At 71.7% G+C, this 26,087-nt stretch carries 24 protein-coding genes and 2 pseudogenes; 18 read left to right on the forward strand and 8 right to left on the reverse strand.

What is annotated here, in order from left to right; translation table 11 throughout:
* The first annotated feature begins 12 nt into the window (after positions 1 to 12).
* From K377_RS29745 to K377_RS29795, 11 genes and pseudogenes are all read left to right on the forward strand, one after another.
* The gene (locus tag K377_RS29745) at positions 13 to 288 is read left to right on the forward strand and encodes an acyl carrier protein (protein ID WP_111666654.1); all 276 of its coding nucleotides are present in this window, start codon (positions 13 to 15) and stop codon (positions 286 to 288) included.
* A complete protein-coding gene (locus tag K377_RS29750) occupies positions 288 to 1,652 on the forward strand; it encodes a TrpB-like pyridoxal phosphate-dependent enzyme (protein ID WP_111666655.1) in 1,365 nt (454 codons plus the stop codon). The genes K377_RS29745 and K377_RS29750 overlap by 1 nt, the downstream gene beginning before the upstream one ends.
* On the forward strand, positions 1,645 to 2,829 hold the full coding sequence (locus K377_RS29755; protein ID WP_202455865.1) for an acyl carrier protein: 1,185 nt from the start codon (positions 1,645 to 1,647) through the stop codon (positions 2,827 to 2,829). Before K377_RS29750 ends, K377_RS29755 begins: the two co-directional genes overlap by 8 nt.
* Positions 2,829 to 4,343: a class I adenylate-forming enzyme family protein gene (locus tag K377_RS29760; RefSeq protein WP_111666656.1), complete on the forward strand. Its 1,515-nt coding sequence runs from the start codon at positions 2,829 to 2,831 to the stop codon at positions 4,341 to 4,343. The genes K377_RS29755 and K377_RS29760 overlap by 1 nt, the downstream gene beginning before the upstream one ends.
* Positions 4,327 to 5,652: an alanine racemase gene (locus tag K377_RS29765; RefSeq protein ID WP_202455866.1), complete on the forward strand. Its 1,326-nt coding sequence runs from the start codon at positions 4,327 to 4,329 to the stop codon at positions 5,650 to 5,652. The genes K377_RS29760 and K377_RS29765 overlap by 17 nt, the downstream gene beginning before the upstream one ends.
* Positions 5,652 to 5,924: an acyl carrier protein gene (locus K377_RS29770; RefSeq protein ID WP_111666657.1), complete on the forward strand. Its 273-nt coding sequence runs from the start codon at positions 5,652 to 5,654 to the stop codon at positions 5,922 to 5,924. Before K377_RS29765 ends, K377_RS29770 begins: the two co-directional genes overlap by 1 nt.
* Positions 5,921 to 7,120, forward strand: coding sequence for an acyl-CoA dehydrogenase family protein (locus tag K377_RS29775; RefSeq protein ID WP_111666658.1), 1,200 nt, complete (start codon positions 5,921 to 5,923; stop codon positions 7,118 to 7,120). The genes K377_RS29770 and K377_RS29775 overlap by 4 nt, the downstream gene beginning before the upstream one ends.
* Complete coding sequence (locus tag K377_RS29780; RefSeq protein ID WP_202455867.1) at positions 7,113 to 8,282, forward strand: acyl-CoA dehydrogenase family protein; 1,170 nt, start codon at positions 7,113 to 7,115, stop codon at positions 8,280 to 8,282. The genes K377_RS29775 and K377_RS29780 overlap by 8 nt, the downstream gene beginning before the upstream one ends.
* Positions 8,279 to 8,935, forward strand: coding sequence for a 4'-phosphopantetheinyl transferase superfamily protein (locus tag K377_RS29785; protein ID WP_111666659.1), 657 nt, complete (start codon positions 8,279 to 8,281; stop codon positions 8,933 to 8,935). The genes K377_RS29780 and K377_RS29785 overlap by 4 nt, the downstream gene beginning before the upstream one ends.
* Complete coding sequence (locus K377_RS29790; protein WP_111666660.1) at positions 8,926 to 9,873, forward strand: hypothetical protein; 948 nt, start codon at positions 8,926 to 8,928, stop codon at positions 9,871 to 9,873. Before K377_RS29785 ends, K377_RS29790 begins: the two co-directional genes overlap by 10 nt.
* Positions 9,874 to 9,881: 8 nt before the next feature.
* A pseudogene (locus K377_RS29795) lies at positions 9,882 to 10,820 on the forward strand (hydroxyacid dehydrogenase); the annotation flags it as partial.
* A 133-nt stretch (positions 10,821 to 10,953) separates the two neighbouring features.
* Here the strand turns inward: K377_RS29795 and K377_RS29800 are convergent.
* Positions 10,954 to 11,895, reverse strand: coding sequence for a ScbA/BarX family gamma-butyrolactone biosynthesis protein (locus K377_RS29800; protein WP_111666662.1), 942 nt, complete (start codon positions 11,893 to 11,895; stop codon positions 10,954 to 10,956).
* A gap of 288 nt (positions 11,896 to 12,183) precedes the next feature.
* Here K377_RS29800 and K377_RS29805 point away from each other — a divergent pair, with 288 nt between their 5' ends.
* The 3 genes from K377_RS29805 (at position 12,184) to K377_RS29815 (ending at position 15,151) form a co-directional block, all read left to right on the forward strand.
* Positions 12,184 to 12,786 (forward strand): ScbR family autoregulator-binding transcription factor, encoded by a 603-nt coding sequence (locus K377_RS29805; protein ID WP_111666663.1) that lies wholly within the window; start codon positions 12,184 to 12,186, stop codon positions 12,784 to 12,786.
* 68 nt (positions 12,787 to 12,854) lie between these two features.
* On the forward strand, positions 12,855 to 14,234 hold the full coding sequence (locus tag K377_RS29810; RefSeq protein WP_111666664.1) for a mycothione reductase: 1,380 nt from the start codon (positions 12,855 to 12,857) through the stop codon (positions 14,232 to 14,234).
* 257 nt (positions 14,235 to 14,491) lie between these two features.
* The gene (locus K377_RS29815; RefSeq protein WP_111666665.1) at positions 14,492 to 15,151 is read left to right on the forward strand and encodes an MSMEG_1061 family FMN-dependent PPOX-type flavoprotein; all 660 of its coding nucleotides are present in this window, start codon (positions 14,492 to 14,494) and stop codon (positions 15,149 to 15,151) included.
* Positions 15,152 to 15,168: 17 nt separating this feature from the next.
* Here the strand turns inward: K377_RS29815 and K377_RS29820 are convergent, their stop codons facing one another.
* From K377_RS29820 to K377_RS29830, 3 genes are all read right to left on the reverse strand, one after another.
* The gene (locus K377_RS29820) at positions 15,169 to 15,771 is read right to left on the reverse strand and encodes a TetR/AcrR family transcriptional regulator (protein ID WP_111666666.1); all 603 of its coding nucleotides are present in this window, start codon (positions 15,769 to 15,771) and stop codon (positions 15,169 to 15,171) included.
* Between the two features lie 45 nt (positions 15,772 to 15,816).
* The gene (locus K377_RS29825) at positions 15,817 to 16,587 is read right to left on the reverse strand and encodes a class I SAM-dependent methyltransferase (protein WP_111666667.1); all 771 of its coding nucleotides are present in this window, start codon (positions 16,585 to 16,587) and stop codon (positions 15,817 to 15,819) included.
* Between the two features lie 241 nt (positions 16,588 to 16,828).
* Positions 16,829 to 18,127, reverse strand: coding sequence for an MFS transporter (locus K377_RS29830; protein ID WP_111666668.1), 1,299 nt, complete (start codon positions 18,125 to 18,127; stop codon positions 16,829 to 16,831).
* 245 nt (positions 18,128 to 18,372) lie between these two features.
* On the opposite strand from K377_RS29830, the gene K377_RS29835 reads away from it, so the two are divergent.
* Complete coding sequence (locus K377_RS29835; protein WP_111666669.1) at positions 18,373 to 18,945, forward strand: hypothetical protein; 573 nt, start codon at positions 18,373 to 18,375, stop codon at positions 18,943 to 18,945.
* A gap of 46 nt (positions 18,946 to 18,991) precedes the next feature.
* Here K377_RS29835 and K377_RS29840 read toward each other — a convergent pair whose 3' ends face one another.
* The 3 genes and pseudogenes from K377_RS29840 to ctaD form a co-directional block, all read right to left on the reverse strand.
* A complete protein-coding gene (locus tag K377_RS29840) occupies positions 18,992 to 19,576 on the reverse strand; it encodes a TetR/AcrR family transcriptional regulator (protein WP_111666670.1) in 585 nt (194 codons plus the stop codon).
* Positions 19,577 to 19,698: 122 nt separating this feature from the next.
* On the reverse strand, positions 19,699 to 20,034 hold the full coding sequence (locus tag K377_RS29845; RefSeq protein WP_111666671.1) for a hypothetical protein: 336 nt from the start codon (positions 20,032 to 20,034) through the stop codon (positions 19,699 to 19,701).
* Positions 20,031 to 21,659 (reverse strand): annotated as a pseudogene (ctaD, locus tag K377_RS29850) (cytochrome c oxidase subunit I); the annotation flags it as partial. The pseudogene ctaD and the gene K377_RS29845, both read right to left, overlap by 4 nt.
* Positions 21,660 to 21,944: 285 nt before the next feature.
* Between ctaD and K377_RS29855 the strand changes: the two are divergent.
* Both K377_RS29855 and K377_RS29860 read left to right on the forward strand, forming a co-directional pair.
* A complete protein-coding gene (locus K377_RS29855; RefSeq protein WP_111666672.1) occupies positions 21,945 to 22,925 on the forward strand; it encodes a threonine/serine dehydratase in 981 nt (326 codons plus the stop codon).
* A 493-nt stretch (positions 22,926 to 23,418) separates the two neighbouring features.
* Positions 23,419 to 23,931 (forward strand): DinB family protein, encoded by a 513-nt coding sequence (locus K377_RS29860; RefSeq protein ID WP_111666673.1) that lies wholly within the window; start codon positions 23,419 to 23,421, stop codon positions 23,929 to 23,931.
* 27 nt (positions 23,932 to 23,958) lie between these two features.
* Here K377_RS29860 and K377_RS29865 read toward each other — a convergent pair whose 3' ends face one another.
* The gene (locus K377_RS29865; RefSeq protein ID WP_111666674.1) at positions 23,959 to 25,464 is read right to left on the reverse strand and encodes a SulP family inorganic anion transporter; all 1,506 of its coding nucleotides are present in this window, start codon (positions 25,462 to 25,464) and stop codon (positions 23,959 to 23,961) included.
* A gap of 223 nt (positions 25,465 to 25,687) precedes the next feature.
* On the opposite strand from K377_RS29865, the gene K377_RS29870 reads away from it, so the two are divergent.
* The gene (locus tag K377_RS29870) at positions 25,688 to 26,083 is read left to right on the forward strand and encodes a MerR family transcriptional regulator (RefSeq protein WP_111666675.1); all 396 of its coding nucleotides are present in this window, start codon (positions 25,688 to 25,690) and stop codon (positions 26,081 to 26,083) included.
* Positions 26,084 to 26,087: the final 4 nt, after the last annotated feature.

A 26,087-nucleotide genomic window follows, 5' to 3' on the forward strand; every position in this document is an offset into this window, starting at 1 on the left:
CCGGAGCATTCAATGATCACAGGACTGGACCGGTCGGCGGTCACCGAATCCGTCAAGCGCGTGGTGCTCGCCGAGTCCCGCCTGCCCCTGCGGCCCGCCGACATCGACGACCACGAGCCGCTCAACGGCGAGATACTCCACGTCAACTCGCTGGGTTTCGTCGGCATGCTGGTGCTGCTGGAGGACGAGCTCGACATCGTCCTGCCCGACGACCTGTTCGTCGGACGCAGCTTCCAGACCGTCCACGACCTGATCGAGGTCGTGCTGCTCGGGGCGGAGGCTGCCTGATGAGCACCACGCACCTGCCCACCACCTGGCGCAGCGTCCTGCCGCACCTCGACGAGCAGCTCCCGCCGGACCGCACACCGCAGACCGCCGGCCGCGACGGCGTCCAGGTCAACCTGCCGATGGAACTGGTCCGCCAGAGCGTCCTGCCGAAGGAGCGCTGGGACATCCCCGCCGAGGTCGTCGAGGCGTACCGCGCCTTCCGGCCCACGCCGCTGTGGCGGGCCGAACGCTTCGAGCGCGCCGTCGGGGCGCGCGTGCCGATCTACGTCAAGTACGAGGGCGGCAACATCTCCGGCAGCCACAAGCTCAACACCGCCCTGGCGCAGGCCTATTACTACGCCAAGGCGGGCGTACGGGAACTCGTCAGCGGCACCGGCGCCGGGCAGTGGGGCACCGCGCTCGCCGCCGCCTGCGCCATGTTCGGCATGAAGTGCACCGTCTTCATGGTCGGCAACAGCCTGCGCCGCAAGCCCTACCGGGGCACGCTCATGCGCACCCTCGGCGCCACCGTGCACGCCAGCCCCAGCCCGCTGACCGAGGTCGCCGCGCAGAGCCGGGAGGGTGTCAACAGCCTCTCCCTCGCCATCGGCGAGGCCGTCGAGTACGCCGCGAGGACCGAGGGCGCCGCGTTCTGCATCGGCAGCGGGGAGACCTACAGCATCCTGCACCAGTCGGTCATCGGCCTCGAGGCCGCCGACCAGCTCGCCGCGCTCGACGCCGAGGTCGACGCCGTCGTCGGCTGCGTCGGGGCCGGCTCCAACTTCGGCGGGATCGCCCTGCCCTTCTTCGCCGAGGCCGCCGCGGCCGGCACCCGCGCACCCCTGCTGCTGGCCGCCGAGTCCAGCACCACGCCCAAGCTGACCCGCGGCACGTACGCCTACGACCGCACCGACGCGACCGGCACCGGCCCGATGGAGGCGATGTACACCATCGGCAGCTCCTATCCGATCCCCGACTCGCACTCCGCGGGGCTGCGCTTCCACGGCGCCGCGAAGGTGCTGTCGGCCATGCGGCACCGGGACCAGATCGCCGCGACGGCCGTCGGCCAGGTCGACGCGCTCGACGCCGGACGCCTCTTCACCCGTAGCGAGATGGTGCTGCCCGCCCCGGAGTCCGGGCACGCCCTCGCCGCCGCCGCCCGGCTGGCCTCGGCGGGCGCCGAGGCCAACAGCGGCCTGCTGCGCTCCGAGCGGGGCGTCGTCGTGTGCGTCAGCGGCCACGGGTACCTGGACCTGGGCGCCTACCAGCAGCTCCTCGACGGCGAGCTGAGCGACGTCGCGCCCGACCCCGAGGAGCTGCGCCGCGCGATGAGCGGCCTTCAGGCGGCCCAGGAGCCCGTCGGAGCCGGAGTGGGCCGTGACTGACCTGCCGATCACCACCGACTGCCGCCTGTTCGACTGCGTCCAGGTCAACCTGGCGATCCTCGCCGACCGCTGGCACGGCCCGCACACCCACCTCGGCCTCGGCGCCGAACTGCGCTTCCGGCCGACACCCGGCCCGGCGGGCCTGCCCACGGTCGAGCGCAGTGTGACGGACCAACTGACGGCATCTGCAACGCTGTTGGGCCTCGATGTCGTCACGCAGGAGCGGACCGCCCCGGGCGCACCGCCGGCGCCCGCCCCCGGCCGCTACGTCGTCGCCGACGCCTACCACCTGCCGTGGGTGCCCTACTTCGGGCAGCGGCACATGGAACACAGCTTCCTGCTGGAGACGGACGACGAAGGCGGTGCCGTCGTCGTCGACGGATACCACAACGAGACGCCCTGGGGCAGCGCCCGCCCGCTCACCCGCCGCCCGACCCCCGCCGAACTCGCCGCCGCCGTACCCGGGGACGCGACCACGGTCACCTTCGCCCCCGCCCGGCGCCCCGTCCCGCCCGCCGCCGTGATCGACCTGGCCGACGACGAGACCGTCGACGCCTACGTGTCCGCGTACGCCGGACACCCCGACCGCGCCGCCGCCTTCGACCGGCTCACCCTGGAGACCTGGCTGCTGGCCCGGTCCCGGAGGCTGCACGCCCGCTTCCTCGATGGCACGACCGGCTCGTCGGCGGCGCGCGAGGCACACGTCGCCGCGTGGGACGCGCTCGCCGAGAGCGTCTACGTCGGATACCGTCGGGTCGCCCGCGGACGACCGGAGCCCACCGGTGTGTTCGACCGGCTGCGTTCCCAACTCGCGGGGGACCGCGAGGTGTTCGCCGCGAGCGCGGCGCCCGCCCCGACGGAGCACGACAGTGGTCCCGCCGAGGTGCCCGGCCCGCTGCTCGACCGGGTGGCCGACACCGTCGCCAGGGTGCTCGGCGTCGACGTCGCCACGGTGCGGTCCGCACCGTCCCTCGCGGATCTGGCCGGGTTCACCTCGTTCCGCGTCGTCGAGATCGTCGAGCGCCTCGAACAGGACCTGTCCGTCGAATGCGCCGCCGACGACCTCGTCCCGGAGAACCTCCACCACCTCGACGGCGTCGGCCGCATCGTCCTCCGCGCCCAGCACGCCGCACCGCAGCCGCCACCCGTCCTCGTCCCGACCCCAGGAGGGAACTGATGTCCGCCCACGCCGATCTGCTGCACGACCTCCTCGACGAGGCCGTCGCCGCCCGGCCGGACGGCCCCGCCGTCAGCAGCGCCGGCCGGACCCTGACCTATCGGGAGCTCGACGACGCCTCGCGCCGTCTCGCGGCATGGCTCGTCGAACTCGGCCTGGAGCGCGGCGACCGGCTCGTCGTGTGCGCGCCCGGCTCCGTCGCCCAGCCCGCCCTGGTGTACGCCGCCTCCCGCGTCGGCGTCACCTTCTCCCTGCTCCACGAACAGGTGCGCGGAGTCCAGCTCGACCACGTACTCGACGACTGCGAACCGGCGCTCCTCGTCACCGACGACGCCGCCGCGCGCCAGGCGGCCCATCGCCGTGACGTGCGTACGCGGAGCACCGCGTCCTTGGCGGACGCGGCCTTCGACGGCCCCGTACCCGAGGCGACACCGCCGGGCCCGCTCGCCGTCGACCCCGTGTGCCTGATCTACACCTCCGGGACGACGTCCCTGCCCAAGGCCGTCGTCAGCACCCACGGCCAACTGACGTTCGCCGCCCGCGCCATCCAGAGCGTCCTCGGTTACCGCCCGGCCGACGTCGTCTACAGCCCGCTCCCGCTCTCCTTCGACTACGGGCTCTATCAGCTGTTCCTGTCCACACTGGCCGGAGCCCACGTCACGCTCGGCGCTCCCGCCGAGGTCGGGCCCGCCCTGGTGAACAACCTGGTCCGGGCCGGCGCGACCGTCCTGGCCGCGGTCCCCTCCGTCGCCGAGGCGCTGGCCCGCCTGCTGCGCCGCGGCCGTGGCGGCAGCACACCGCCGCTGCGGCTGCTGACCAACACCGGAGCGGCCATGCCCGCCGAGACCCTGCGATCCCTGCGCGCGTCCCTGCCCGGCCTGCACGTCCAGCTGATGTTCGGACTGACCGAGTGCAAGCGGGCCACGATCATGCCGCCCGACGGCGACCTGGAGCGCCCCGGATCCAGCGGCCGCGCGCTGCCCGGCACCGAGGTCTTCGTCGTGGACGACGACGGCCGGCGCCTTCCGCCCGGTGACATCGGCGAGATCGTCGTACGAGGACCCAACGTGATGGCGGGCTACTGGCGCCGCCCCGAACTCACCGCCCAGCGCTTCCGCCGCGCCGAGGGCCTCTTCCCCCAGCTCCACACGGGCGACTACGGCTGGGTCGACGAGGACGGCTACCTGTACTTCGACGGCCGCCGCGACGACATCTACAAGGAGAGCGGATTCCGCGTCAGCGCCACCGAGGTCGAGGCGGCCGCCCGCCGCGTGCCCGGCGTCACCGCCGCGGCCGTCCTTCCTCCTCAACACCCCTCGCGCGCCCTGCTGTTCGTCGTCAGCGACCTCGACCCGAGCGAGGTCCTGAGCGGCATGCGCGAGCAGATCGAGGAGTTCAAGATCCCCGGCAACTGCCTGCCCGTCGACACGCTCCCGCTCACCGGGAACGGCAAGGTCGACCGCAAGGCGCTCGCCGCCCTCGCCGAGGAGGCCGCCGGTGTCCGCACCCGCTGAGACCGCCGCCCCGGCGCTCCCGCTGCCCCCGGGCCTGCTGTCCCGCATCCCCACCCCCGCCTACGTCTACGACCTGGCCGAAGTGCGCCGCAACCACAGCGCGCTGCGCGACGCGCTGCCCGCCGGCAGCGGCGTCTACTACTCCCTCAAGGCCAACGCCCACCCCGCCCTCCTGCGCGTCCTGCGCGAACAGGGAGCCGGCCCCGAGGTCTGCTCCAGCGGCGAACTGGACGCCGCACTCGGCGCGGGCTGGCCCGCCGCCGACGTGCTCTACACCGGGCCCGGAAAACGCGACGAGGAGATCGGCCGGGCCCTGCGCGCCGGAGTGCGCCACTTCTCGGTGGACTCCCCGCACGCCATGGAGCAGCTGGACCGCATCGCCGGGAGCCTCGGCGTCCGCGCCCAGTGCCTCCTGCGGATCAACGACGACCAGCCTGTCCCCGGCCAGGGCCTGGCGATGACCGGCGTGGCCTCGCAGTTCGGCGCCGACACCCGCTGGGTGCTGCGCGAACCGAACCGCTTCGCCGGACGGCCGCACGCCGAACTGATCGGCCTGCACCTGTACATGGGCACCAACATGGCCGAACCCGCGGCTCTCCTGGGCCAGTTCGAACGGTCCCTGCGGACCGCGAAGACCCTGCGCGCGGCCCTCGCCGAGTACGGAGCGGACCTGCGCGTGCTGGACCTCGGCGGCGGCTTCGGCGCCCCCTTCGCGAGCGCGGGGGAGCGCATCGACCTCAGCGGGCTGCGCCCCGGCCTCACCGCGCTGCTCGACGAGGAACTGCCCACCCGGCACGAGGACGGCACCCGCATCGTCTTCGAGTCCGGCCGCTACCTGGTCGGAACCGCGGGCGTCCTGCTGACCGCCGTCCTCGACGTGAAGCAGTCGCACGGCAAGGACGTCGTCGTCCTGGAGTCCGGCATCAACCACCTCGGCGGCATGCCGGGCCTGCGCCGCCTCCCGCCGCTCAACCCCCGGCTCGTCCCCGACGCCACGGATGCCGGCGACGCCGCCGGGCCGCGCCCCGACGTCCTCGACGCCCTGGTCAGCGGACCGCTGTGCACGCCCCTCGACACCTGGTCACGGGCGGCGAAGCTGCCCGCGCTGCGCCCCGGCGACGTGCTGGCCGTCCCCAACGTCGGCGCCTACGGCCTCAGCGCGAGCCTCGTCGCCTTCCTCGGCCACCCGCTGCCGGCCGAGGCCGTCGTCGACGGCGACGACCCCGACCGCGCCCCCGACATCACCCGCATCCACCTGACCCGTACCCCTGTCACGGCCGACACCGCCCCCACCCTGGGAGAGAAGTGATGGACCCCCGATTCACCGAAGCGCTCGTCCCCTTCCTCAAGTTCCTCGACGGCAAGGAGATCGAGCCCGACGCGCCCCTGCGCACGTACGGCCTCGACTCCATGCAGGCCATCGAGCTGCTCTTCGCCCTTGAGGACGCGTTCGAGGTGACGCTGCCGGACGACGCCATGAACGACACCACCTTCGCCACCGCCGGCAGCCTGTGGGCGGCCGTGTCCGCGGCGATCGACGCCCAGAACGGCGTCTCGGACGCCTCGCGGGCGGCGGCATGAGCGCGCCCGCCGTCCTCCTCGAACCGCACCGCACGGCGCCGGACGCCCCGAGCATCGAGGACCGCGTCCAGGACGTCGCCACCGTCGCCGCCGAACACCTCGCCCGCCACGAGCGGGACGCCACCTTCCCCACCGAGGCGCTGGACCGGATGCGCGACACCGGTCTGCTCGGCCTGCTCGTGCCCCGCGGGCACGGCGGCCTCGGCGGGACGTCCGCCGACGTGATCCGGGCGGGCACCGCCCTCGGCCGCGTCGACATGTCCGTGGCGATGATCTTCGTCATGCACTGCCAGCAGGTCGCCGCCCTGGTCCGGTACGCCCACCCCGGGCTCCGTGACGAACTGCTCCCCGAGATCGCCGCGGGCCGCGTCTACCTGGCCTCCGTCACCACCGAGGCCGGCAAGGGCGGCCACCTGCTCACTTCCCGGTCGGCGCTCACCGCCCACCAGGACGGCCTCGCCGTCGACCGCTTCGCCCCGATCGTCACCGGCGGAGAGCACGCCGACGGATTCCTCGTCACCATGCAGAGCCCGCACTCCACCTCCTCACAGGACGTCTCCCTCGTCTACGCCCACCGCGACCAGCTGAAGATCGAACGCTCGGGGGACTGGGAGCCGCTGGGCATGCGGTCGAGCCACAGCGTCGCGCTCCGCCTCACCGGAACCGTCCCCGACCACCAGGTGATCGGCGAGCACGGCGCCTTCCGCACGATCGTCACCAACGTGTTCGCCCCCATGGCCCACCTGGGCTGGTCTGCGTGCTGGCTCGGCACCGCGGCGGGCGCCCTGTCCCGCGTCGTCAAGTTGCTGCGCTCCCCGAAGAACCGGGGCCGGGCCGACCTCGACTCGGAACTGCTGCTCACCCGGCTCTCGCGGGCCAGGCAGCGCGTCGACACCGTGCACGCCCTGCTCGAACAGACCCGCAGGACCGTCGAGCAGGCCCCGGACCTCAGTGTCCCGCGCGTCCAACTGCTCCTGAACGGGCTGAAGATCACCGCCGCCGAGCAGTCCTACCGGGCCGTCGACGACCTGGTGGACGCCGTGGGCATGCGCCACGGCTACCTCAAGGACTCGCCCACACGACTGGAGCAGAGCCTGCGCGACCTGCGCTCGGCCGCCCTCAACTACAGCAACGACCGCCTCCACCTCGTGGACGGCAAACTCGCCCTTCTGGACTCCGAGGTGCGCCTTGACTGACGGGACGACGACCACGACCGCACCCACCACGACCCTGACTGCACCGGCCCGTTCCGCACCGCCCCCGACCACCCCGCTCGACCCGGCCGTCGCCCTCGCCGGTCTGCCCGACGCGGCCCCGGCCGCGCTCGTCTGGCAGACCTGCGGTGCGGCGGGACTGATCGAGGGGCTCTACGACGACCGAGGAGGCACCGACCCGCGGCGACTGGCCGCACTCCTCACGGCCGTCGACGCCCGCGGCGACAACGGCGTCACCCTCAGCGTCCTGGTCCAGGCCGCCAGCGCCCTCCCGATCCTGGCCGCGGGCGCACCCGCGAGCGGCCCCGTCCGCGACGCGCTGCACCGCGTCCGGTCCGGCGAACGCCCCCTCGCGCTCGCCGCCACCGACAGCGCCGCGGCCGGCTCCGACCTCGCCGATCTGGGGACGGAGGTGACGATCGGCCCGGACGAGATCGTGCTGAACGGCGGCAAGCGCTGGATCACCACCGCCTGCGCGGCCGGCTGGTTCCTCGTCCTGGCCCGGCACCGCCCCGGCCGCCACTTCACCAGCTTCACCTGGGTCCTCGTACCGGCGGAAACGCCCGGCGTCCAAGTCACTCCCGCCGACACCGACCTGCTCGTCGGAGCCGCCACCGGACACGTCGAGTTCACCGACGTCCGCCTTGCACCGGACCTGCTCGTCGGCCGACCCGGGCGCGCCATGCCCGCGTTCGCCCAGCACATGGGCACCGAACGCCTCGCGGGCGCCCTGTGGGCCCGCGCCCTGACGGCCCGCGTGCTCGCCGACACCAAGGAACGGCTGACCCGGCGCCTCGTGGACGGACAGCCGCTGTGGCACAACAGCTCCGTACGCCAGCGCTTCGCCGGCTGCCTGGTCCAGGTCCGCCAGTTGCACGCCCTGAGCGACACGCTCGCCGAGCGGATCACCCGGCACCAGGACCTCGCCGCCGCGGCCCTGCTCAAGTCCGCCGTCGGCCTGACCGTCGACCCCGTACTGGCCGTGTGCGCCCAACTCCAGGGCGCCGACGGCCTGCTGCGCGACGGAGCCCAGCGGATCCGCGCCGAGGCAGCCGTGTTCGGCATCGGCGGCGGCGTCACCGAACTGCTCCTGGACGCCGTCGCCGATCACGCCGACCCGTGGCTCACGGAGCTGCGGGCATGACGACCCTCATCACCCGCGCAGCCCCGGACGTATGGGTGGCCACCGGACAGCTCGGCCCCTGGCTGCGCGCGGCCGCGGACCCCGACGACCGGGCCGTCGCGGCCGCCCTGCCCCGCCGGCGCACCGCCGAATTCCTCGCAGGGCGCGCCCTGCTGCGCCACCTGCTGCGCCTCACCGTGCCCGAGCGGGCGTCGACGCCGATCCGGGCCGACGCCAAGGGGCGGCCCGTGCTCGACGGCGACCCGGACACCGGCATCAGCGTCTCGCACGACGGCCCGGCGATCGCCGTCGCGGTCGCCCGCGGCCGGCGCGTGGGCGTCGACGTCCAACTGCCCGTCACCGACGTCCCGGACAGTCTGCTGCGCCGCTGCCTGGGACGGCACACCGAGGACGTCATGCCGCTCTGCGAGCGCCGGCGCGGAGTCGAACTGGCCTGGGTCTGGACGGCGCAGGAGGCCTGCGTCAAAGCGGCGGGAACCGGTCTCGCGGGCAGCCCCTGGTCGATCAACATCCCGCCCGGCAGCCGAGCGGGCCGGTGGGACGGATACCGGTGGATCAGCCTGCGCGACCGTTCCCCCACGCCCCTCAGCTGCGCCTTCTCCCTGTCCGACGCCCCATCCGACGCCGACGGCCTGGAGGCCACGTGTTCCTGACCGGCGCCCCGACCACCATGCCCGACCTGAGCTGTTACACGACGAACCTGCTGGCCCACGTGGCCCCCGACATCCCCGATGTCCGGCGCCGGCTGGCCCACGGCGTCCGGCTCGCCGTCCGCGTCGACCTCCCCGCGGGCGAACTGGCCTTCTCCCACCATCCGCGGATCGACAGAACCGACGACGGCAGGCAGCTCGCCCACGCCGGTACGCGCGACTGGCCCACCGCACGCGAGGCGCTGCACCGCGCGCTGCTGCGGGACCGGCGCGTCCTCGCCGTGGCCAACACCCGTCACCTTCCCTGGTCACCGGCGCACGGCCGGGCGGACGCCCCGCACTGGATCCTGCTCAAGGACCGGCGCGACGACCAGTGGCTGGTCGCCGACCACTTCTCCGCACTGACCCCGCACGGCACACAGAGCCCCTACCTCGGCTGGATCGACGACACGGAACTCGCCGCCGCCCTGGCCCCCTTGACCCGCCCGCCGCGCGAGGTCGCCCGGCGCGACGTCCTCGCCCTCGGCACGGAATCCACGGTCCCGCCGGCCGACCACTACCGCTGGCTCGACTGGGCGCCCGCCACCGACGGCGACGGCAGCGCGCCGGGCACCGGCACCTGGCTCCTCGACCTCGACGCGGCCCTGCGCCACACCTCCGAGGTGCTGCGCGCCGACCCGAGCGCCGTCGCCCGGTACGTGGACGACCTGTGGGCCGCCGCCCGCCACCACACCTTCAAGCTCGACTTCGACGTGGCGGACGGCACCACCGACCCCGTACGCGCCGCGGCGGCGTCGGCGGCGTGGGACGAACTGCCCCGGGCGCTGCGGTTCGCCGCCCAGTCCACCGCCCGCGGCCGCCCCCGCCCGGGCGCCATCGAACGATCCGTCGACCAACTCCTCACCGCACTGCGGGCCCTGCCCGCGCCCGACAAGGAATGAGTCTCCCCATGAGCAGGCCGATCGTCCTGATCGCCGAAGAACTGTCCCCGGCCGCCGTGGCCGCCCTGGGCCCGGATGCCGAGATCCGCCGGTGCGACGGCGCCGACCGCGACGCGCTGCTCACGGCCGTCGCGGACGTAGACGCCGTCCTCATCCGCTCCGCCACCCGCGTGGACGCCGAAGTGCTCGCCGCCGCACGCCGGTTGAAGGTCGTCGCACGCGCGGGCGTCGGCCTGGACAACGTCGACGTGCCCGCCGCCACCGCGGCCGGAGTCCTGGTGGTCAACGCGGCGCACGCCAACGTGGTCAGCGCCGCCGAACTCACCTGCGGTCTCCTGATCGCGGTCGCACGCAACATCCCCCAGGCGGGCCGGGCGCTGAAGAACGGCGAGTGGAACCGGTCCAAGTACGTCGGCGGAGAACTCGCGCGCAAGACACTGGGGGTGCTGGGCCTCGGCCGCATCGGCACACTGGTGACCGAGCGGATGAAGGCGTTCGGCATGGACGTGATCGCCCACGACCCGTACGTCGACGCGGCACGGGCCGCCCAACTGGGTGTGCGCATGCTGCCGTTGGACGAGGTCCTGGCGTCCTGCGACTTCCTGACGGTCCACCTGCCCCGCACGCCGCAGACGCTCGGCCTCATCGGTGCGCCGGAACTGGCCCGGGCCAAGCGGGGCATGCGTCTGGTCAACGTCGCGCGCGGCGGCCTCGTCGACGAGGCCGCTCTGTACGACGCCCTGGTGGAGGGGCGGGTCGCGGCGGCCGGCCTGGACGTCTTCGCCCAGGAGCCGTGCACGGACTCGCCGCTCCTCCGTCTCGATCAGGTCGTCTGCACCCCGCACCTGGGCGCCTCCACCCGGGAGGCGCAGGACCGGGCGGGCGTCTCGGTCGCCGAGTCGGTACGCCTCGCCCTGGGCGGCGCCCGGGTGCCGGACGCGGTCAACGAGGTGCTGTGGCACGGCGCCGGACCTCTGGAGGCGAAGATTCCGTCACCGGCGGTGGCCCGCGCCGCATGAGCGGGGGGGGTGGTGGCCGGGTCCGCGGACCCGGCCACCACCCCGTTCCCGGTGCGGCGGGTTACACGCGGGCGGTGGTCACGTCGGCGGTGAACACCACCCGGTCGTTCTGCGACAGCGCGACCCGGACGGTCTGCGCCCCGTCCCGGCCGTCCGTCACGGGCAGCGGCGCGGTGCTGACGAGGCACGGCACGTCGAACTCGGCGTAGCGGATGAAGCGGGTCGTCATGCCGACCACCGTCGCGGCCTGGGAGCACCGCGCAAGCGCCGCCTGCCGGGCCGCCTCCAGCAGCAGCATGCCGGGGGAGTGGTCGACCGGGTGGTCGAAGAGGATCGGGTGGTCGAGGTCGTTCCTCATGAACCAGGTGTACGGAGGATGGTCCGGCGCCGGCGCCAGCACGACGTCCGCGGCGCTGCTGCGGCCCACGAGCTCGGGGGAGACCGGGCGGCCCGGCGCCAGCGCGGCCGCGTGCGCCGTCGCCATGTCGCCGTTCGCCCCGCGCAGCCGCTGGTAGACCGCCGGCGACTGGTTGTTGAACCGGGTGCGGACGGTCGCCGCGGGCAGGCCCTGCCACGACGCGCGTACGTCCATGGTCATGCCGCCGACCCGAGTTCCGCGGCGGATGACGTCGGAGCATCTGACGTCGAGCCGTATCTCCAGGTCGGTGCCCGTTCTCCCGAGGATCGAGGGCTCGACGGCGAACTGCAGGTCCTCCCAGGCCTGCCGGAAGCCGAAGGGCGTGTCGTAGGCGCCGTGGCAGAGCATCGGGATCGACTGCCGCACGCACTCGATGAGCATGAGTGCGTCGCGGCGGTCGTGTGCCGCCTCCGCGTAGAAGCGGTGCAGAGCGGGCCAGCGTGCGCAGATGCCGAAGTGATCGGGGCCGATGTGCTGCCAGTCGGTGAGCAGGACCTCGCTCGCGTCCAGTTTGTGCACCTCGGCCGCGGATACGGGCCGGTCGTCGGTCATCGTGGGCGACGTGTGGGACAGGGTGCTGAGCATGCTGTCTTCCCCCTCGAAAGTGCGGAACGAACAACGGTCAGAGCCGACCCGTGGATCCGGTTGGGTCGCCCCGCAGGCAACAACATAAAGAGTGTTCGGTTTCTTGGGAAGGAAAGATGTAGTAAACCTCGACCGCCATGAGGTAACCGGGCCGGTGCGCCGGTGCGATGTCCACGAAAAGGCCACGTGGTGAGGCTTGATGCCGTGTGCCCGGGCACGTAAAATAGAGAGCGTTACGTTTTTCGGGAAGTGAGAGACATCGTGGCGGAGCCGAAACAAGAGCGTGCGATGCAGACGCGCAAGGCCCTCCTGCGGGCGGCGGCCGAGGCCTTCGACGAGTACGGGTACGCGGGCGCGAGCATCAACCTGATCCTCAAGCGGGCCGGGCTGACCACAGGGGCGCTGTACTTCCACTTCGACTCGAAGGAAGACCTCGCGCACGCGGTCATGAACGCGCAGCCGGAGCTGATCGTCCCCCAGCTGGAGTCGAAGGGGCTCCAGCGCCTGGTCGACATCACCCTGCTGTGGTCCCACATGCTGCAGGTCGATCCGCTCCTGAGAGCCGCGGTGCGCCTGACCGGAGAGCAGGCGTCCATGGGCACCCGCGACGCCACGCCCTACGAGTCCTGGGCGAAGGTCATGGCGGAATGCCTGCGCGACGCGCAGAACGCGAACGAACTACAGGCCGGCGTGGACCCGGACGAGCTGGGCGAGTTCGTCACCGAGGCCTGCACCGGCATGCAGATGTTCTCCGCCGTGGCCAGCGGCCGCGACGACCTGAGCGAACGCGCGATGCGCATGTGGCGCCTGCTGCTGCCGGGCGTGGCCGTCCCCGCGATCGTGGCCCGCACCGAGGTCAGCAACGAGCGGCTGAAGACCCTGATCGGCTGACGCATCTTCCGGGGGCGACGCCGCACGTCGTCGGGATGGGGCGCGGACGCAGCGGATACGTTTCCGGCATGCGCCGACACGATCTGATCATTGTGGGAGCGGGCACCGGCAACGCCCTCGTCGATGAACGCTTCGCCCATCTCGACGTCGCCCTGGTGAGCGACGGACCCTTCGGGGGGACCTGCCTGAACGCGGGCTGCATTCCCAGCAAGATGCTCGCCGCCACCGCCGACACGGTCGACACCGTCCGGGACGCCGCGCGTTTCGACGTCGACGCCCGACTGAACGGTGTGGACTGGCGGGCCGTCCGTGAGCGCGTCTTCGGCCGCCTGGACAAGGCGGCCCGTGAGGGCGAGGCGGGCCGCCGGAAGACCGAGCACATCACGGTGTACCGCGGCGCGGCCCGCTTCACCGGTCCCCGCCGCCTGGCGGTGGAGACCGAGGACGGGACCGAGGAGATCACCGCCGACCGGGTCGTCATCGCCGCGGGCGGCCGGCCCGTCGTCCCTCCGGTGGTCGAGGAGGCCGGGCTGCCCTACGAGACCTCTGACACGATCATGCGGATCGACGAGGTGCCCGAGCGGCTCGTCATCCTCGGCGGCGGCTACATCGCCGCCGAACTGGCCCACGTCTTCCACTCGTTCGGCAGCCGGATCACGATCGTCGAGAAGGCGGACCTGCTGCTGGGACAGCAGCAGGACGAACAGATCTCGCGGACCTTCACGGAGGCCGTGCGCACCCGGTGGGATCTGCGCCTGGGCCGCGAACCGACCGCCGTCCGCGGCGCACCGGGCAAGCTCCTGCTGACCCTGGACGACGGCGCGGAGCTGGAGGCGGACGCTCTGCTGGTCGCGACCGGGCGACGGCCCAACAGCGACCGGCTGGACCTCGGCGGGACAGGGGTGGACGTCGGCGACGACGGCCGGATCACCGTCGACGAGCGGATGCGCACCAGCGCCGAAGGCATCTGGGCGCTGGGTGACATCTCCTCACCGGTACCGCTCAAGCACGTCGCCAACCGTGAGGCCGAGATCGTCGCCCACAACCTTCTCCACCCCGGCGATCAGCGCGCCATGCGCTACGACGCCGTGCCCTCCGCCGTCTTCACCCGCCCCCAGATCGCCCAGGTCGGCCTCACCGAGCAGGAGGCCCGCGACAAGGGCCTCGACCCCGTGGTCGCGGTCCACGACTACGCGGACGTGGCCTACGGCTGGGCCCTGGAGGAGACCCGGGGCTTCTGCAAGGTGCTCGCCGACCGGCGCACCGGACGCCTGCTGGGCGCCCACATCCTCGGCCCGCAGGCGGCCACACTGGTGCAACCCCTCGTCGTCGCCCTCACCACCGGCATGACCGCGCGGGACCTGGCCGAGCAGCCGCTGTGGATCCACCCGGCCCTCACCGAGGTCGTCGAGAACGCCCTGCGGGACCTGGACACGGAAGCCCCCTGAACGGCTGAGGGACAGGCGGGCGGCGTCCCTGCCGGACGCCGCCCGCCCCACCACCATGTGCGGCCCGACGGGGGAGCAGAGCCGCACATCCTCCGAGTGCCCGCCGACCGCGTCGGCATGCAGCGATGAACCAAATCGTCAGCGACCGCTCGCCTCCGGCCGTCCGGCCGACCGAATCCGGCATGCCCCGGACGCGCCGGTCCGGCCTCTCCCGCCCCCGGCGATCGGCCGCGGACCGGCTCGTTAGGGTCACAGGCATGACAACCTCCCTTGCCGGAAGTGCTTTCGACTCGCTCCGCCTCGACTCCGTGCGGGACCAGGAGGCGTTGCGGCGGGCCTACGCGCTTCCCAGCGACGCGGCCAGACGCAAGCAGATGACCGAACTCACCCCGCAGACCCAGCGGTTGATCGGCTGCGCGTCACTGGTCCTGGTCGCCAGCGCGGACGCCGAGGGCAACTGCGACGTCTCCCCGCGCGGCGGCCCCGCCGGATTCGTCTCCGTGCTGGACGAGCGGACGGTGGCGATACCGGACGCGACCGGCAACAAGCGCCTCGACACCCTGCAGAACGTCATCGCCACCGGACGGGCCGGGCTGTTGTTCCTCGTCCCCGGCCGGACCACGACCCTGCGGGTGAACGGCCGGGCTGTCGTCTCCACCCGCCCGGAGCTGCTGTCACGGCTGACCGCCGTGGGCAAGCCGCCGGCCAGCGCGCTGGTGGTGGGCATCGAGGAGGTCTACCCGCACTGCCCCAAGTCGCTGCTGCGCAGCGGCGCCTGGAAGCCGGAGCAGTGGCTGCCGGCGGACGCCCAGCCGACCTCGGCCGAGGTCACCCTCGCCCAGCTGCGGATCCCGGAGATGACGATCGCCGACGTCGAGCGCGTGGAGGCGGAGTCGCTGAAGTACCGCTACGAGTGAGCGGTCTTCCTCGGGGCTCACACGTGTGGTGCGGTGCCGCGCAGTCCGTCGACGACGATGCTCAGCATGCGGTCGGTGCGTTCGTGCCAGTCGGGGCCGTCGTCCACTTTCCACAGGAACGACACGAGCAGAAGGACCTCGTCGGCGTTGGTGCCGGGCCGTAGGGGTGCGGCGGCCTCGCAGGCGCCGAGGAGCTGGTCGAGCGCGGCGGCGACCTGCGGGTAGCTGCGGCTTCCGAGGTCGGCGCGAGTGGCCGCCTCCAGAGCCTGCGACGCCCCCTGCTTGACGCGGCCGTACGCGGCGAGCCGCCCGAACCAGAGACGCAGCGCCCGCAGGGATTCGTGCTCCGCGAGCAGGCGCGGGGCGGCTTGGACGAGTGCGTCGACCTCGGCCCGGTAGACGGTGAGCAGCAGTGCCTCACGACTGGGGAAGTGCCGGTACATGGTTCCCTGGCCCACGCCGGCCGCCTTCGCGATCGACTGGAGCGTGGCGTCGGGGGAGCAGGCGAAGGCCGCGCTCGCGATCTCGACGATGCGGGCACGGTTGCCCTCGGCGTCCGAGCGCTTCGACCGTGGGTGGGGCGGCGCCGTCAGGCCGTTGCGGCGACCGGGGTCGGGCATGCGTCCGCTGCCTTTCGTTCCGCGGGGTGTGTGTGGCTGCCGATGTCAGGGGAGGGCCCGCAGCAGGACGAGCGATCCGTCGTACGTCGGGCGGCCGCGCAGATGCCCGAAGGCCTCGTCCCAGGCGCCCGAGCCCAGGGCGTGGCGCAGGGAGAGGTCGAAGTCCTGGCGCGCGCGGTCGTCGATGAAGCTCCAGGCCGAGCAGGGCTGGCGGGCGGCGGGGTCGAGGAGGAGTTCCGGACGGCCGTAGTACGCCTCGTTGAAACTGTCGGTGCAGTCCAGCGGCACCGGGACCGGCTGGACCGAGACGGTACCGCCGAGCGCGGTGGCCAGCCGGTCGAGGGAAGGGAAGCGGCGCGCTTCGGTCTCCAGGACATCGGGCGCGTACTCGTAGAGCCAGAAGTCGCGTACGCGCGCGGGGTCGCAGGTCAGCACGGTGACGGGACCGCGGGTGACCCGGCGCGTCTCCCGCAGTCCGGCATCGGCGTCCGTCCAGTCCTGAACGCTGAAGAGCGCCATCGAGGCGTCGAACTGCCCGTCGCCGAAGGGGAGGTCCTCGGCGACGGCGTCGATGGCGGTGACGAGCTGCGCGGGCCGCCGGGCGCGCATGGCCAGGGACGGCTCGACCGCGGTGAAGGTGTGCGCCGCGGTCTCGTACGATCCCGTACCCGCTCCGACGTTGAGGACCGTGCGCGCGTCACCGAGGGCCTGGGCGATGACATGGGCGATGCGCGCGTCGGGGCGGCGGGAGGAGGCGCGCGCGGATGTCAGAGGTCCGTGGCCGACACTGCCGCCGTCGAGGGTGGGCATGACCATGGGGGGGACCTCGCCTTCCGGGCCTGGCCGGAGCGACGGCATCCGCGCCCCGAACTACGCTCCTTATCTTGCATCTGCCATGCACAATCTCATAGACGCATGGCGAATGCTTGTCTCATCGACCAAAGAGCGGTGCGTGTGCGGCGCCGGCCTTGGAGGTTGTGTCAGCCGTGGTCGGTCCGCGTCGGCCGCGACGTCTCCTTCGCGTCGCCGCTCAACGAGGCCGGGGTGTGAGCGCGTTCTAGGCGGAGTGCTCGCCGCTCAGGGCGGCACGCCGTCGGGCGTCCTCGTCCGTGTGGGCGTCGTAGGTGAGGAGCTTGGGGAGGGCGGCGGCGAGCAGGCCGACCGAGGCGACGCAGGCCAGGCCGCCGGTCCAGACGGCGGGGCGGACGCCGGACCAGCCGGCCATGGCGCCCGCGCGGACCTGGCCGAGCTGGGGGCCGACGCTGTAGGAGAGGACTTCGATGCCGGCGAGCCGGCCGCGCAGTTCGTCGGGGACGGTCTGGTTCCAGATGGTCGAGCGGCCGAGGCCGCTGAGCATGTCACCGGCGCCCGCGAGACCCAGGCAGATCAGGACCAGCCAGATGTTCGACGTCCACCCGGCGGCCGCGATGGCCAGGCCCCAGCCGCCCGCGCCGAAGACCACCAGCAGGCCGTGGCGACGGGTGCGCGACACCCAGCCGCTCGTCAGGCTGACGACCAGGGAACCGATCGACCCGGCGGCGTACATGAGGCCCAGGGACCAGTCCGCGTTCAACTCGTCCGCGAGGAACGGGAAGATCGTGTTCGGGAAGGCGAAGAACATCGCCGCCATGTCCACCGCGTAGGTACCCAGCAGGACGGGCTTCGACCAGGCGTAGCGCGCCCCCTCGACGATCCCTCGCAGCGACGGCCTGGCGGCGTTCTCGTGCGGAGGCGAGGCGGAGAGCCTGCGGCACATGAGCACCGAAACGACGAAGCAGCCCACCGTGGTGGCGTACGCCGTCGTGCTGCCCGCGTAGGCCACGACCAGGCCCGCGAGCGCGGGACCTGCGATGGCGCCGGCCTGCCACCGGAGGGCGTTCAGGGCGGCGGCCGCGGCGAGTTGGCCGTGCGGGACGATCCGGGCCAGCAGCGAATCCATCGCGGGCCGCTGAAGGCCCGCCAGCGCCGCCACACCCGCCGCCACCACGTACAACGGCCACAACAGCGGCTCCGGCAGCAGTGAGTTGATCAGCAGCACGCCCGCGAGGAGACCCAGCCCCACCTCGGTCAGCACGATGACCCTGGCCCGGTCCACGGCGTCCGCGAGCGCCCCGCCGTACAGCCCGAACACCACCAGGGGCACCAGCTCGACGGCCCCCATGGCGCCCACCGCGAGGGGCGAATCCGTCATGTCCTTGATCTGGAGCGGCAGGGCGATCAGCGCCATGAAGCTGCCGAACGTCGTGATCAGCCCCTGCCCCCAGAGGAGCCGGAAGTCCCTGCTGGAACGCCAGGGGCTGAGATCGGGCAGCACGGCAGCGAGCTTCGGTATCGCGATCAACGGAGCCAGTTCCATACATCTAGGGGCCCTAACAGCTGGGCCGGCTGGGACGCGCCCTTATTAGGCATGCCTAACTTAGCCCGAGTCCGGCGAGGGAGAACGTTCGGTCTTGACAAGCCAGGCCCCCGTCGCCAAGCTAATGAGGCAGAACGTTCGTTCTCTCTAAGGCTCTCGGGCCCTGCTCTCCTCCCCGCATCCACGTATCCACGCGTCATCCAGGCCTCATCCACGCGTTCACGCACCTACCGAAAGGGATCACCGTGAGCACCACTGCTGCTCCGACCGGCCTCACCACCACGGAGACGCCCGCGGCCACAGCGCTGCGGCGCCTGTACTTCGTCCGGTTCGCGTTCGCCATCGTCTGGGCCCTCGTGATGTTCACGATGGCGGACGAGATCAGCCCGGCCGGGGCCGCGCTGCTCGTGCTGTATCCGCTGTTCGACGTGGGGGCGGCCGTCGTCGACGCGCGATCGTCGCGCGCCACCGGGTCGCCGGGACTGCTCTACGTGAACATGGCCGTGAGCCTCGCCGCGGCCGTAGGCGTGGGTGTCGCCTCCGCGTCCGGCATTCCGGCGGTGCTGCGCGTGTGGGGAGCCTGGGCGTTCGTGGCCGGCCTCGTGCAACTGATCGTCGCCGTCTCCCGCCGCGCGATGGGCGGCCAGTGGCCGATGATCCTCAGCGGTGCCATCTCGGCGCTCGCCGGTGCCTCGTTCGTCGCGTCGGCCGGTGCCGACAAGCCCACGCTCACCAGCGCGATCGGCTACGCCGTCCCGGGCGGAATCTTCTTCCTCGTGTCGGCCCTGCGACTGAGGCGCGCCTCCCGCAAGAACTGACTCCACGAGCCCGGCCGTCGGCGGACGTCCCCGCCGACGGCCTCGGTCATGCGCCGCGGACCTGGAGGATTCCTTCGACGCCCTGGAGGAACGTCTCGGAGACCCGCTTCGGGTCGGACAGGCAGCCGGACGCCATCGCCCCGTCGCGGAGCATGACGAGATGGCGGGCCGCCGCCTCGGCGGGTGTGTCGCCGGTCCGGCTCAGCAGGTCCGTGACGGTGTCCTGGAACCACTGACGATGCGCCAGCACGGCCCGGTGGACCGGGTGCTCGGGGTCGGGGTACTCCGCAGCCGCGTTGAGGAAGGCGCAGCCCCGGAAGCCGGGGGACTGGATGCCCGCCGTGATGGTCCGGCAGACGGCGCGGATCTTGTCGGCCGCCGACTCCTCCGCCGCCTGGGCGGTTTCGGCCAGCCCCCGCATCTCCCGGTCCGCCTGGTCGAGGTAGGCCAGGACGAGGTCTTCCTTGCCGGTGAAGTGCCGGTACAGCGTGGCCCGGGTGACCTGCGCCTCCGCGATGATCCGGTCGACGCCGACGGAGTGGATCCCCTCCGCGTAGAAGATCCTGGTCGCCGTGTCGAGCAGCCGCGCCCGCGCTTCCGACGGGCCTCTTCCTCGTGCGCTCTGACTCATGCGTCCAGGGTAGCGAACCGCAAGGGAGAACGGTCTGTCTCACGAGAGAGGGCGGGCCGACCGCGCCACGAAGAACGCTTCGGTCGGCCCGCCCCGCCGTCCAGCCGTACTCTCACTGCCCGTCAGTTGTTGGCGACGTAGGCGAAGAGGCCCGCGGTGACACCGAAGCCGATCGCGCACCATCCGATGCACCGCGCCTTCAGCCTCGTGTAACGCTGCTGGTACTCGCCCCGCAACTCCTCCGCGCGCACCGCGACGCGCTCCAGCGCCGCCTTGTGGAACGCCAGGCGTTCCGTGACGAAGGCCCGCTCGACCTCCTCGCGCTGCGCCGTGGTGAGCCAGTCGAGCTGCCGGGTGATCGCCTCGGCCTGTGCACGGGCTTCGGCCACCTTCGAGTTCCACAGCAGATAGCCCTCCATCTGCCGGATCCCGGTCTCGACATCGTGCTCCGCGCTCATGCGGACGCGGCCTCGTGCGGATTCTGCGCGTGGTCGAGGACGGCGATGCCGGGGTGGTGCAGGTCGAACGCCGGGGATTCCGAACGGATGCGCGGCAGCGTGACGAAGTTGTGCCGCGGCGGCGGGCAGGAAGTCGCCCACTCCAGCGAACGGCCGTAGCCCCACGGGTCGTCGACCTCGATCTTCTTGCCGTACTTTGCGGTCTTCCAGACGTTGTAGAAGAACGGCAGCATCGACAGACCCAGCACGAACGAGGAGATCGTCGAGATCGTGTTCAGCGCGGTGAAGCCGTCGGCCGCGAGGTAGTCCGCGTAACGACGCGGCATCCCCTCGACACCCAGCCAGTGCTGCACCAGGAACGTGCCGTGGAACCCGCAGAACAGCGTCCAGAACGTGATCTTGCCGAGCCGCTCGTCCAGCATCTTCCCGGTGAACTTCGGCCACCAGAAGTGGAAGCCCGAGAACATCGCGAAGACGACCGTGCCGAAGACGACGTAGTGGAAGTGCGCCACCACGAAGTACGAGTCGGAGATGTGGAAGTCCAGCGGCGGCGCCGCCAGGATCACACCGGTCAGACCACCGAAGAGGAACGTGACGAGAAACCCGATCGACCACAGCATCGGGGTCTCGAACGACAACGAGCCCTTCCACATGGTGCCGATCCAGTTGAAGAACTTCACACCCGTCGGTACGGCGATCAGGAAGGTCATGAAGGAGAAGAAGGGGAGGAGTACCCCGCCCGTGACATACATGTGGTGCGCCCACACCGTCACCGAAAGGCCCGCGATGGCGATGGTGGCGCCGACCAGCCCGGAGTAACCGAAGATCGGCTTGCGGCTGAAGACCGGGATGACCTCCGAGACGATGCCGAAGAACGGCAGCGCGATGATGTACACCTCCGGGTGACCGAAGAACCAGAAGAGGTGCTGCCAGAGCAGCGCGCCGCCGTTCGCCGCGTCGAAGACATGCGCCCCGAATTTGCGGTCCGCCTCCAGCGCGAGCAACGCGGCCGCGAGGACGGGGAAGGCGAGCAGGACCAGGACAGCGGTCAGCAGTACGTTCCACGTGAAGATCGGCATCCGGAACATCGTCAGACCGGGCGCGCGCATGCACACGATCGTCGTGATGAAGTTGACCGAGCCGAGGATCGTGCCGAAGCCCTGGAAGGTCAGACCCATGATCCACATATCGGCGCCGATGCCCGTCGAGTGGACGGCGTCCGACAGCGGGCTGTAGGCGAACCAGCCGAAGTCGGCGGCACCCTGCGGGGTGAGGAAGCCGCCGATCGCGATCAGCGAGCCGAACAGGTAGAGCCAGTAGGCGAACATGTTCAGCCGCGGGAACGCGACGTCAGGAGCGCCGATCTGCAGCGGCATGATCCAGTTGGTGAAGCCGATGAACAGCGGTGTGGCGAACATCAGCAGCATGACGGTGCCGTGCATGGTGAACGCCTGGTTGAACTGCTCGTTCGACAGGATCTGCGTGCCGGGACGGGCGAGTTCGGCGCGCATGAACAGCGCCATGACGCCGCCGACGAGGAAAAAGAGGAACGATGTCGTGAGGTACATCGTGCCGATGGTCTTGTGGTCGGTCGTGCTCAGCCACTTCACCACGATCCCACCGGGCCGCCGCGCGTGGGCGGCCTCGGAATCCGATTCTTCGTGGGTGGTCGGGTCGATCTCCGTGGACGGCATTCGGCAGGTCGCTTCCTTCGCGTGGAGCTGTCGGTCAGAACCTGCGTAGTCCGTGCCGGGGATCCGGACGGGGAGACGCACTCGCCGGTTCACCTGATGTGCCCAAAGCGGGAACCTGATCCAGGTACGTGCTGTGCGGGGGAGGCATGTCCCGGCCATCGGCGTCCTCGTATGTGAAGCGACGCGCCCGGCCCGATCGCCCTACGCTCCCGTGCCATGCAGGAAACGCGTCTCGACCTCGCACGTGTCCGCGCGGCCCGCCGGATGATCGACCCGGTCTTCCTCGACACGCCGCTCTACCCCTGCGAAGCGCTGGAAGCCGTCCTCGGCTGCGCGGTGAGCGTCAAGCTCGAAACGGCCAACCCCGTCCGCAGTTTCAAGGGACGCGGCACCGAGGTGGTGGCGACCCTGCTCGCCGACCGGGGCGAGCGGGCCGCCGTGTGCGCGAGCGCCGGCAATCTGGGCCAGGCCCTCGCCTGGTCCGGGCGCGGCCGCGGGCTCGACGTGACCGTCGTGGCCTCCCGCGCCGCGACGCGCGCCAAGCTCGACCGCGTCCGCGCGCTGGGCGCCCGGCTCGAACTGGTGGACGGTGACCACGAGGCCGCCCGGGAGCGCGCGGCGGCCCTCGCGCGGGAGCACGGCATCCGGCTGGTGGAAGACAGCCTGGACATCGAGACCTGCGAGGGCGCGGCGACCATCGGCCTTGAACTGGCGGCGCAGGCGCCGCAGTTCGACACCGTCCTGATCGCCCTCGGCGGTGGAGCACTGGCCACGGGAGTGGGACACGTACTGAAGTCCCTGGCACCCGGGGTCGAGGTGGTCTGCGTCCAGCCGCTGGGCGCACCCGCGCTGACCCTTTCCTGGCGTGAGCGGCGGATCGTCACCACCGGCACGGCCCGCACCATCGCCGACGGCGTCGCCGGCCGGCATCCCATCCCGGCCGTGCTGAACGACCTCCTGCTGACCGCCGACGACGCCGTCCTGGTCCGGGAGGATTCGATCATCGCCGGAATGCGGCTGCTCCTCGATCACGCGGGCCTCGTCGTCGAACCGTCGGCCGCACTCGGCGTCGCGGCGCTCCTGGAGGATCCCGAGCGTTTCGCGGGCCGCCATGTGGTCACGATCGTGTGCGGCAGCAACGTCGACGTGAACGTCTATCGCCGCTGGGTCGGACCGGCTTCCCCGGAGCGGTCATGAACCGGCCCCGCCGTGCACGCACCCGTCGGCGGCGCGAGTACGCCACCGGCGGCACACAGCGGGGCCGGTCCCATGTCTGGCCGTCGCATCACCTTCCGGGGTCGGGGATCATCGGTCGGGCCGGAGCCCTCAGAACGGCGGTTCGGTCCGCTGCGACGGAATCCTCGGCACCGTGCCCCGGGGCCGGGGAAGGTGCTCCGGTCGCCTGCGCGGCGGCGACGGTCTCTTCTCGACCCACCGGGCGGCAAACACACGGGCCCACCAGTTGTCCTGCGGATCGCGGAACGTCATGTCGATCGCCCTCCTGCTGGTCGGAGTCGGACTGGATCTCTGACTGACATCCCGCATTGCCCGTGCAACGGTTTCAACGCATCATTCCCCTCTTAGGGAGTATGTGCGGAAATCCGGCGCTGACGCCGAAGCCGTCCGGGTCCGCGCACCGCCGCCGAAAACCCGGCGACAAGGGGAGGCGCGCCCGCTACGGTCCCCGGCTATGACCTTCACGCATGAACGTCCCCCGTTCCAGGCCGACGAGCGCACCGCACTGATCGGCTGGCTGGACCTTCAGCGGCAGATCCTGCGCTGGAAGTGCGAGGGCCTGAGCGAGGCGGACGCGCACCGCAGTGTCGTCCCGTCGTCCCCGGCCATGACGATGGCCGGGCTCATCAGCCACATGCGATGGGTGGAGCACACCTGGCTGGAGGTGATGTTCCTCGACGGCGACGAGACACCCAACCCCTCCTTCGGCGAGGAGGACGAGGACGCCGACTGGCGCACCGACGGCACCACGCTGAAGCAGTTGCTCGCGGACTACGAGGCCCAGTGCGCCCGGAGCAACGAGATCGTCGCCGCTGCCTCCCTCGACGACATCGGCCGCAACGACCACCGCGCGGCCAAGGCCAACCTCCGCTGGATGCTCATCCACCTCGTCGAGGAGACCGGCCGGCACGCGGGACACGCGGACATCGTGCGCGAACTCCTCGACGGCTCCAAGGGCTACTACTGAGCAGCGCCCGGCCCGGACCGCGGTCGCTCAGTGCCCCGCGGTCAGCTCCCCGCTGAGCCGGTCGTGGAGCCGGGCGCTGGGCGCGTCGAGGCCGATGATCTCGACCTGCTTGCCGCGCTGCGCGTACTTGGTCTCGATCGCGTCGAGCGCCGCCACGGACGAGGCGTCCCAGATGTGCGTCGCGGACAGATCGATCACGACCTTGTCCGGGTCGGTCGCGTACTGGAACCGGGTCACCAGGTCGTTGGAGGACGCGAAGAACAGCTCGCCCGTGACCCGGTAGACGACCTGGCCGCCGTCGGGGTCGACGACCGCGGTGACCTCGGCGAGGTGTGCCACCCGCCGGGCGAACACCACCATCGCCGTGACCGATCCGACGACGACGCCGATGGCGAGGTTGGAGGTGGCGACCACGACCGCGACGGTGATCACCATGACCGTGATCTCGCCCGCGGGCATCCGCCGGAGCGTCCTGGGCGCGATGGAGTGCCAGTCGAACGTCGCGAACGACACCATCACCATCACCGCGACCAGCGCCGCCATCGGGATGTCCGAGACGACCGGCCCGAAGACGATGCACAGCACCATCAGGAACGACCCCGCGAGGAACGTGGACAGCCGGGTCCTGGCTCCCGACACCTTTACGTTGATCATGGTCTGGCCGATCATCGCGCAGCCGCCCATGCCGCCGAAGAGACCGGTGACGATGTTGGCGATGCCCTGGCCGATGGACTCACGGGTCTTGTTCGAGCGGGTGTCGGTGATGTCGTCGACCAGCTTGGCCGTCATCAGCGACTCCATCAGGCCCACGAGCGCCATGGCGAGCGCGTACGGCGCGATCGTCGTCAGGGTGTCCAGGGTGAACGGCACGTCGGGCAGCCCCGGCACCGGGAGCGCGGAGGGCAGCTCGCCCTTGTCGCCCACGGTCGGCACCGCGATCCCGGCCGCCACCGTGACGACGGTCAGGATGACGATGGAGACCAGCGGCGCCGGGACCGCCTTGGTGACCTTCGGGAAGAGCACCATCAGGACCAGGCCCGCGGCGATGAGGGGATAGACCGCCCAGGGCACGTCGGTCATCTCCGGCACCTGGGCCATGAAGATCAGGACGGCGAGGGCGTTGACGAAGCCGACCATCACCGAACGCGGCACGAACCGCATCAGCTTCGCGACGCCGAGCGCGCCGAGGACGACCTGGAAGACACCGGCGAGGATGACGCAGGCGACCAGATGACCGAGGCCGTGCTCGCGGTTGAGGGGTGCGGTGACCAGGGCGACGGCGCCGGTCGCCGCCGAGATCATCGCGCGTCGCCCGCCGACGACCGAGATCGTCACCGCCATGGTGAACGCCGCGAACAGCCCGATCCGGGGATCCACCCCGGCGATGATCGAGAAGGAGATCGCCTCGGGGATCAGGGCGAGCGCGACGACCAGACCGGCGAGCACCTCCGTGCGCCACACCTTGGGGTCGCGGATCCAGTCGGGTCGCAGGCCGCGCAGGCGTGAGACGGGGGAGAGGGCAGGAGCGGACACGGGCGGTACCTGTCGTGATCGGGCACGCCCGGCAGCCTGGAACGTGCGGAAGGAGGCGGGCGGACCCGGCCCCGGATTGACGGTACGGAGCAGTGATCCCGCACCATAGGGGTGCCGGGCGACACCACTGTCCCCAGCACCGCGGGAACTCTACCCTAACGTTACGGTAGAGATCGCAGCCGCCCTCGCGTCCGACGGGGGCACGGGACGAGGAGAGCGGCGCGTGAGCGGCGAGCACATGCAGATCGGCGAGGTCGCCGCACGGACCGAGCTGTCGCTGCGCACCATCCGGCACTACGAGGAGACCGGCCTTGTCATCCCGTCGGCCCGCTCCCAGGGCGGCTTCCGCCTCTACACCGAGGCCGACGTCGCCCGCCTGATGGTCATCCGCCGGATGAAACCGCTCGGCTTCACCCTCGACGAGATGCGCGACCTGCTGGCCGCGACCGACCTCCTCGACGGCGGCGACCGGCTGCCCGACGCCGAACGCGAACAACTCCTCGACCGTGTACGTCACTTCGAGGAGGCCGCGCAGCGCCGGGTCGCCGATCTGCGGACCCAGCTCGCCCGCGCCGAGGAGTTCGCCGCCACCCTGCGCGGGCGGCTCCCGAGCGCGTAGCGCC

The organism is Streptomyces sp. PsTaAH-137, assembly GCF_003259365.1.
GTDB lineage: Bacteria > Actinomycetota > Actinomycetes > Streptomycetales > Streptomycetaceae > Streptomyces.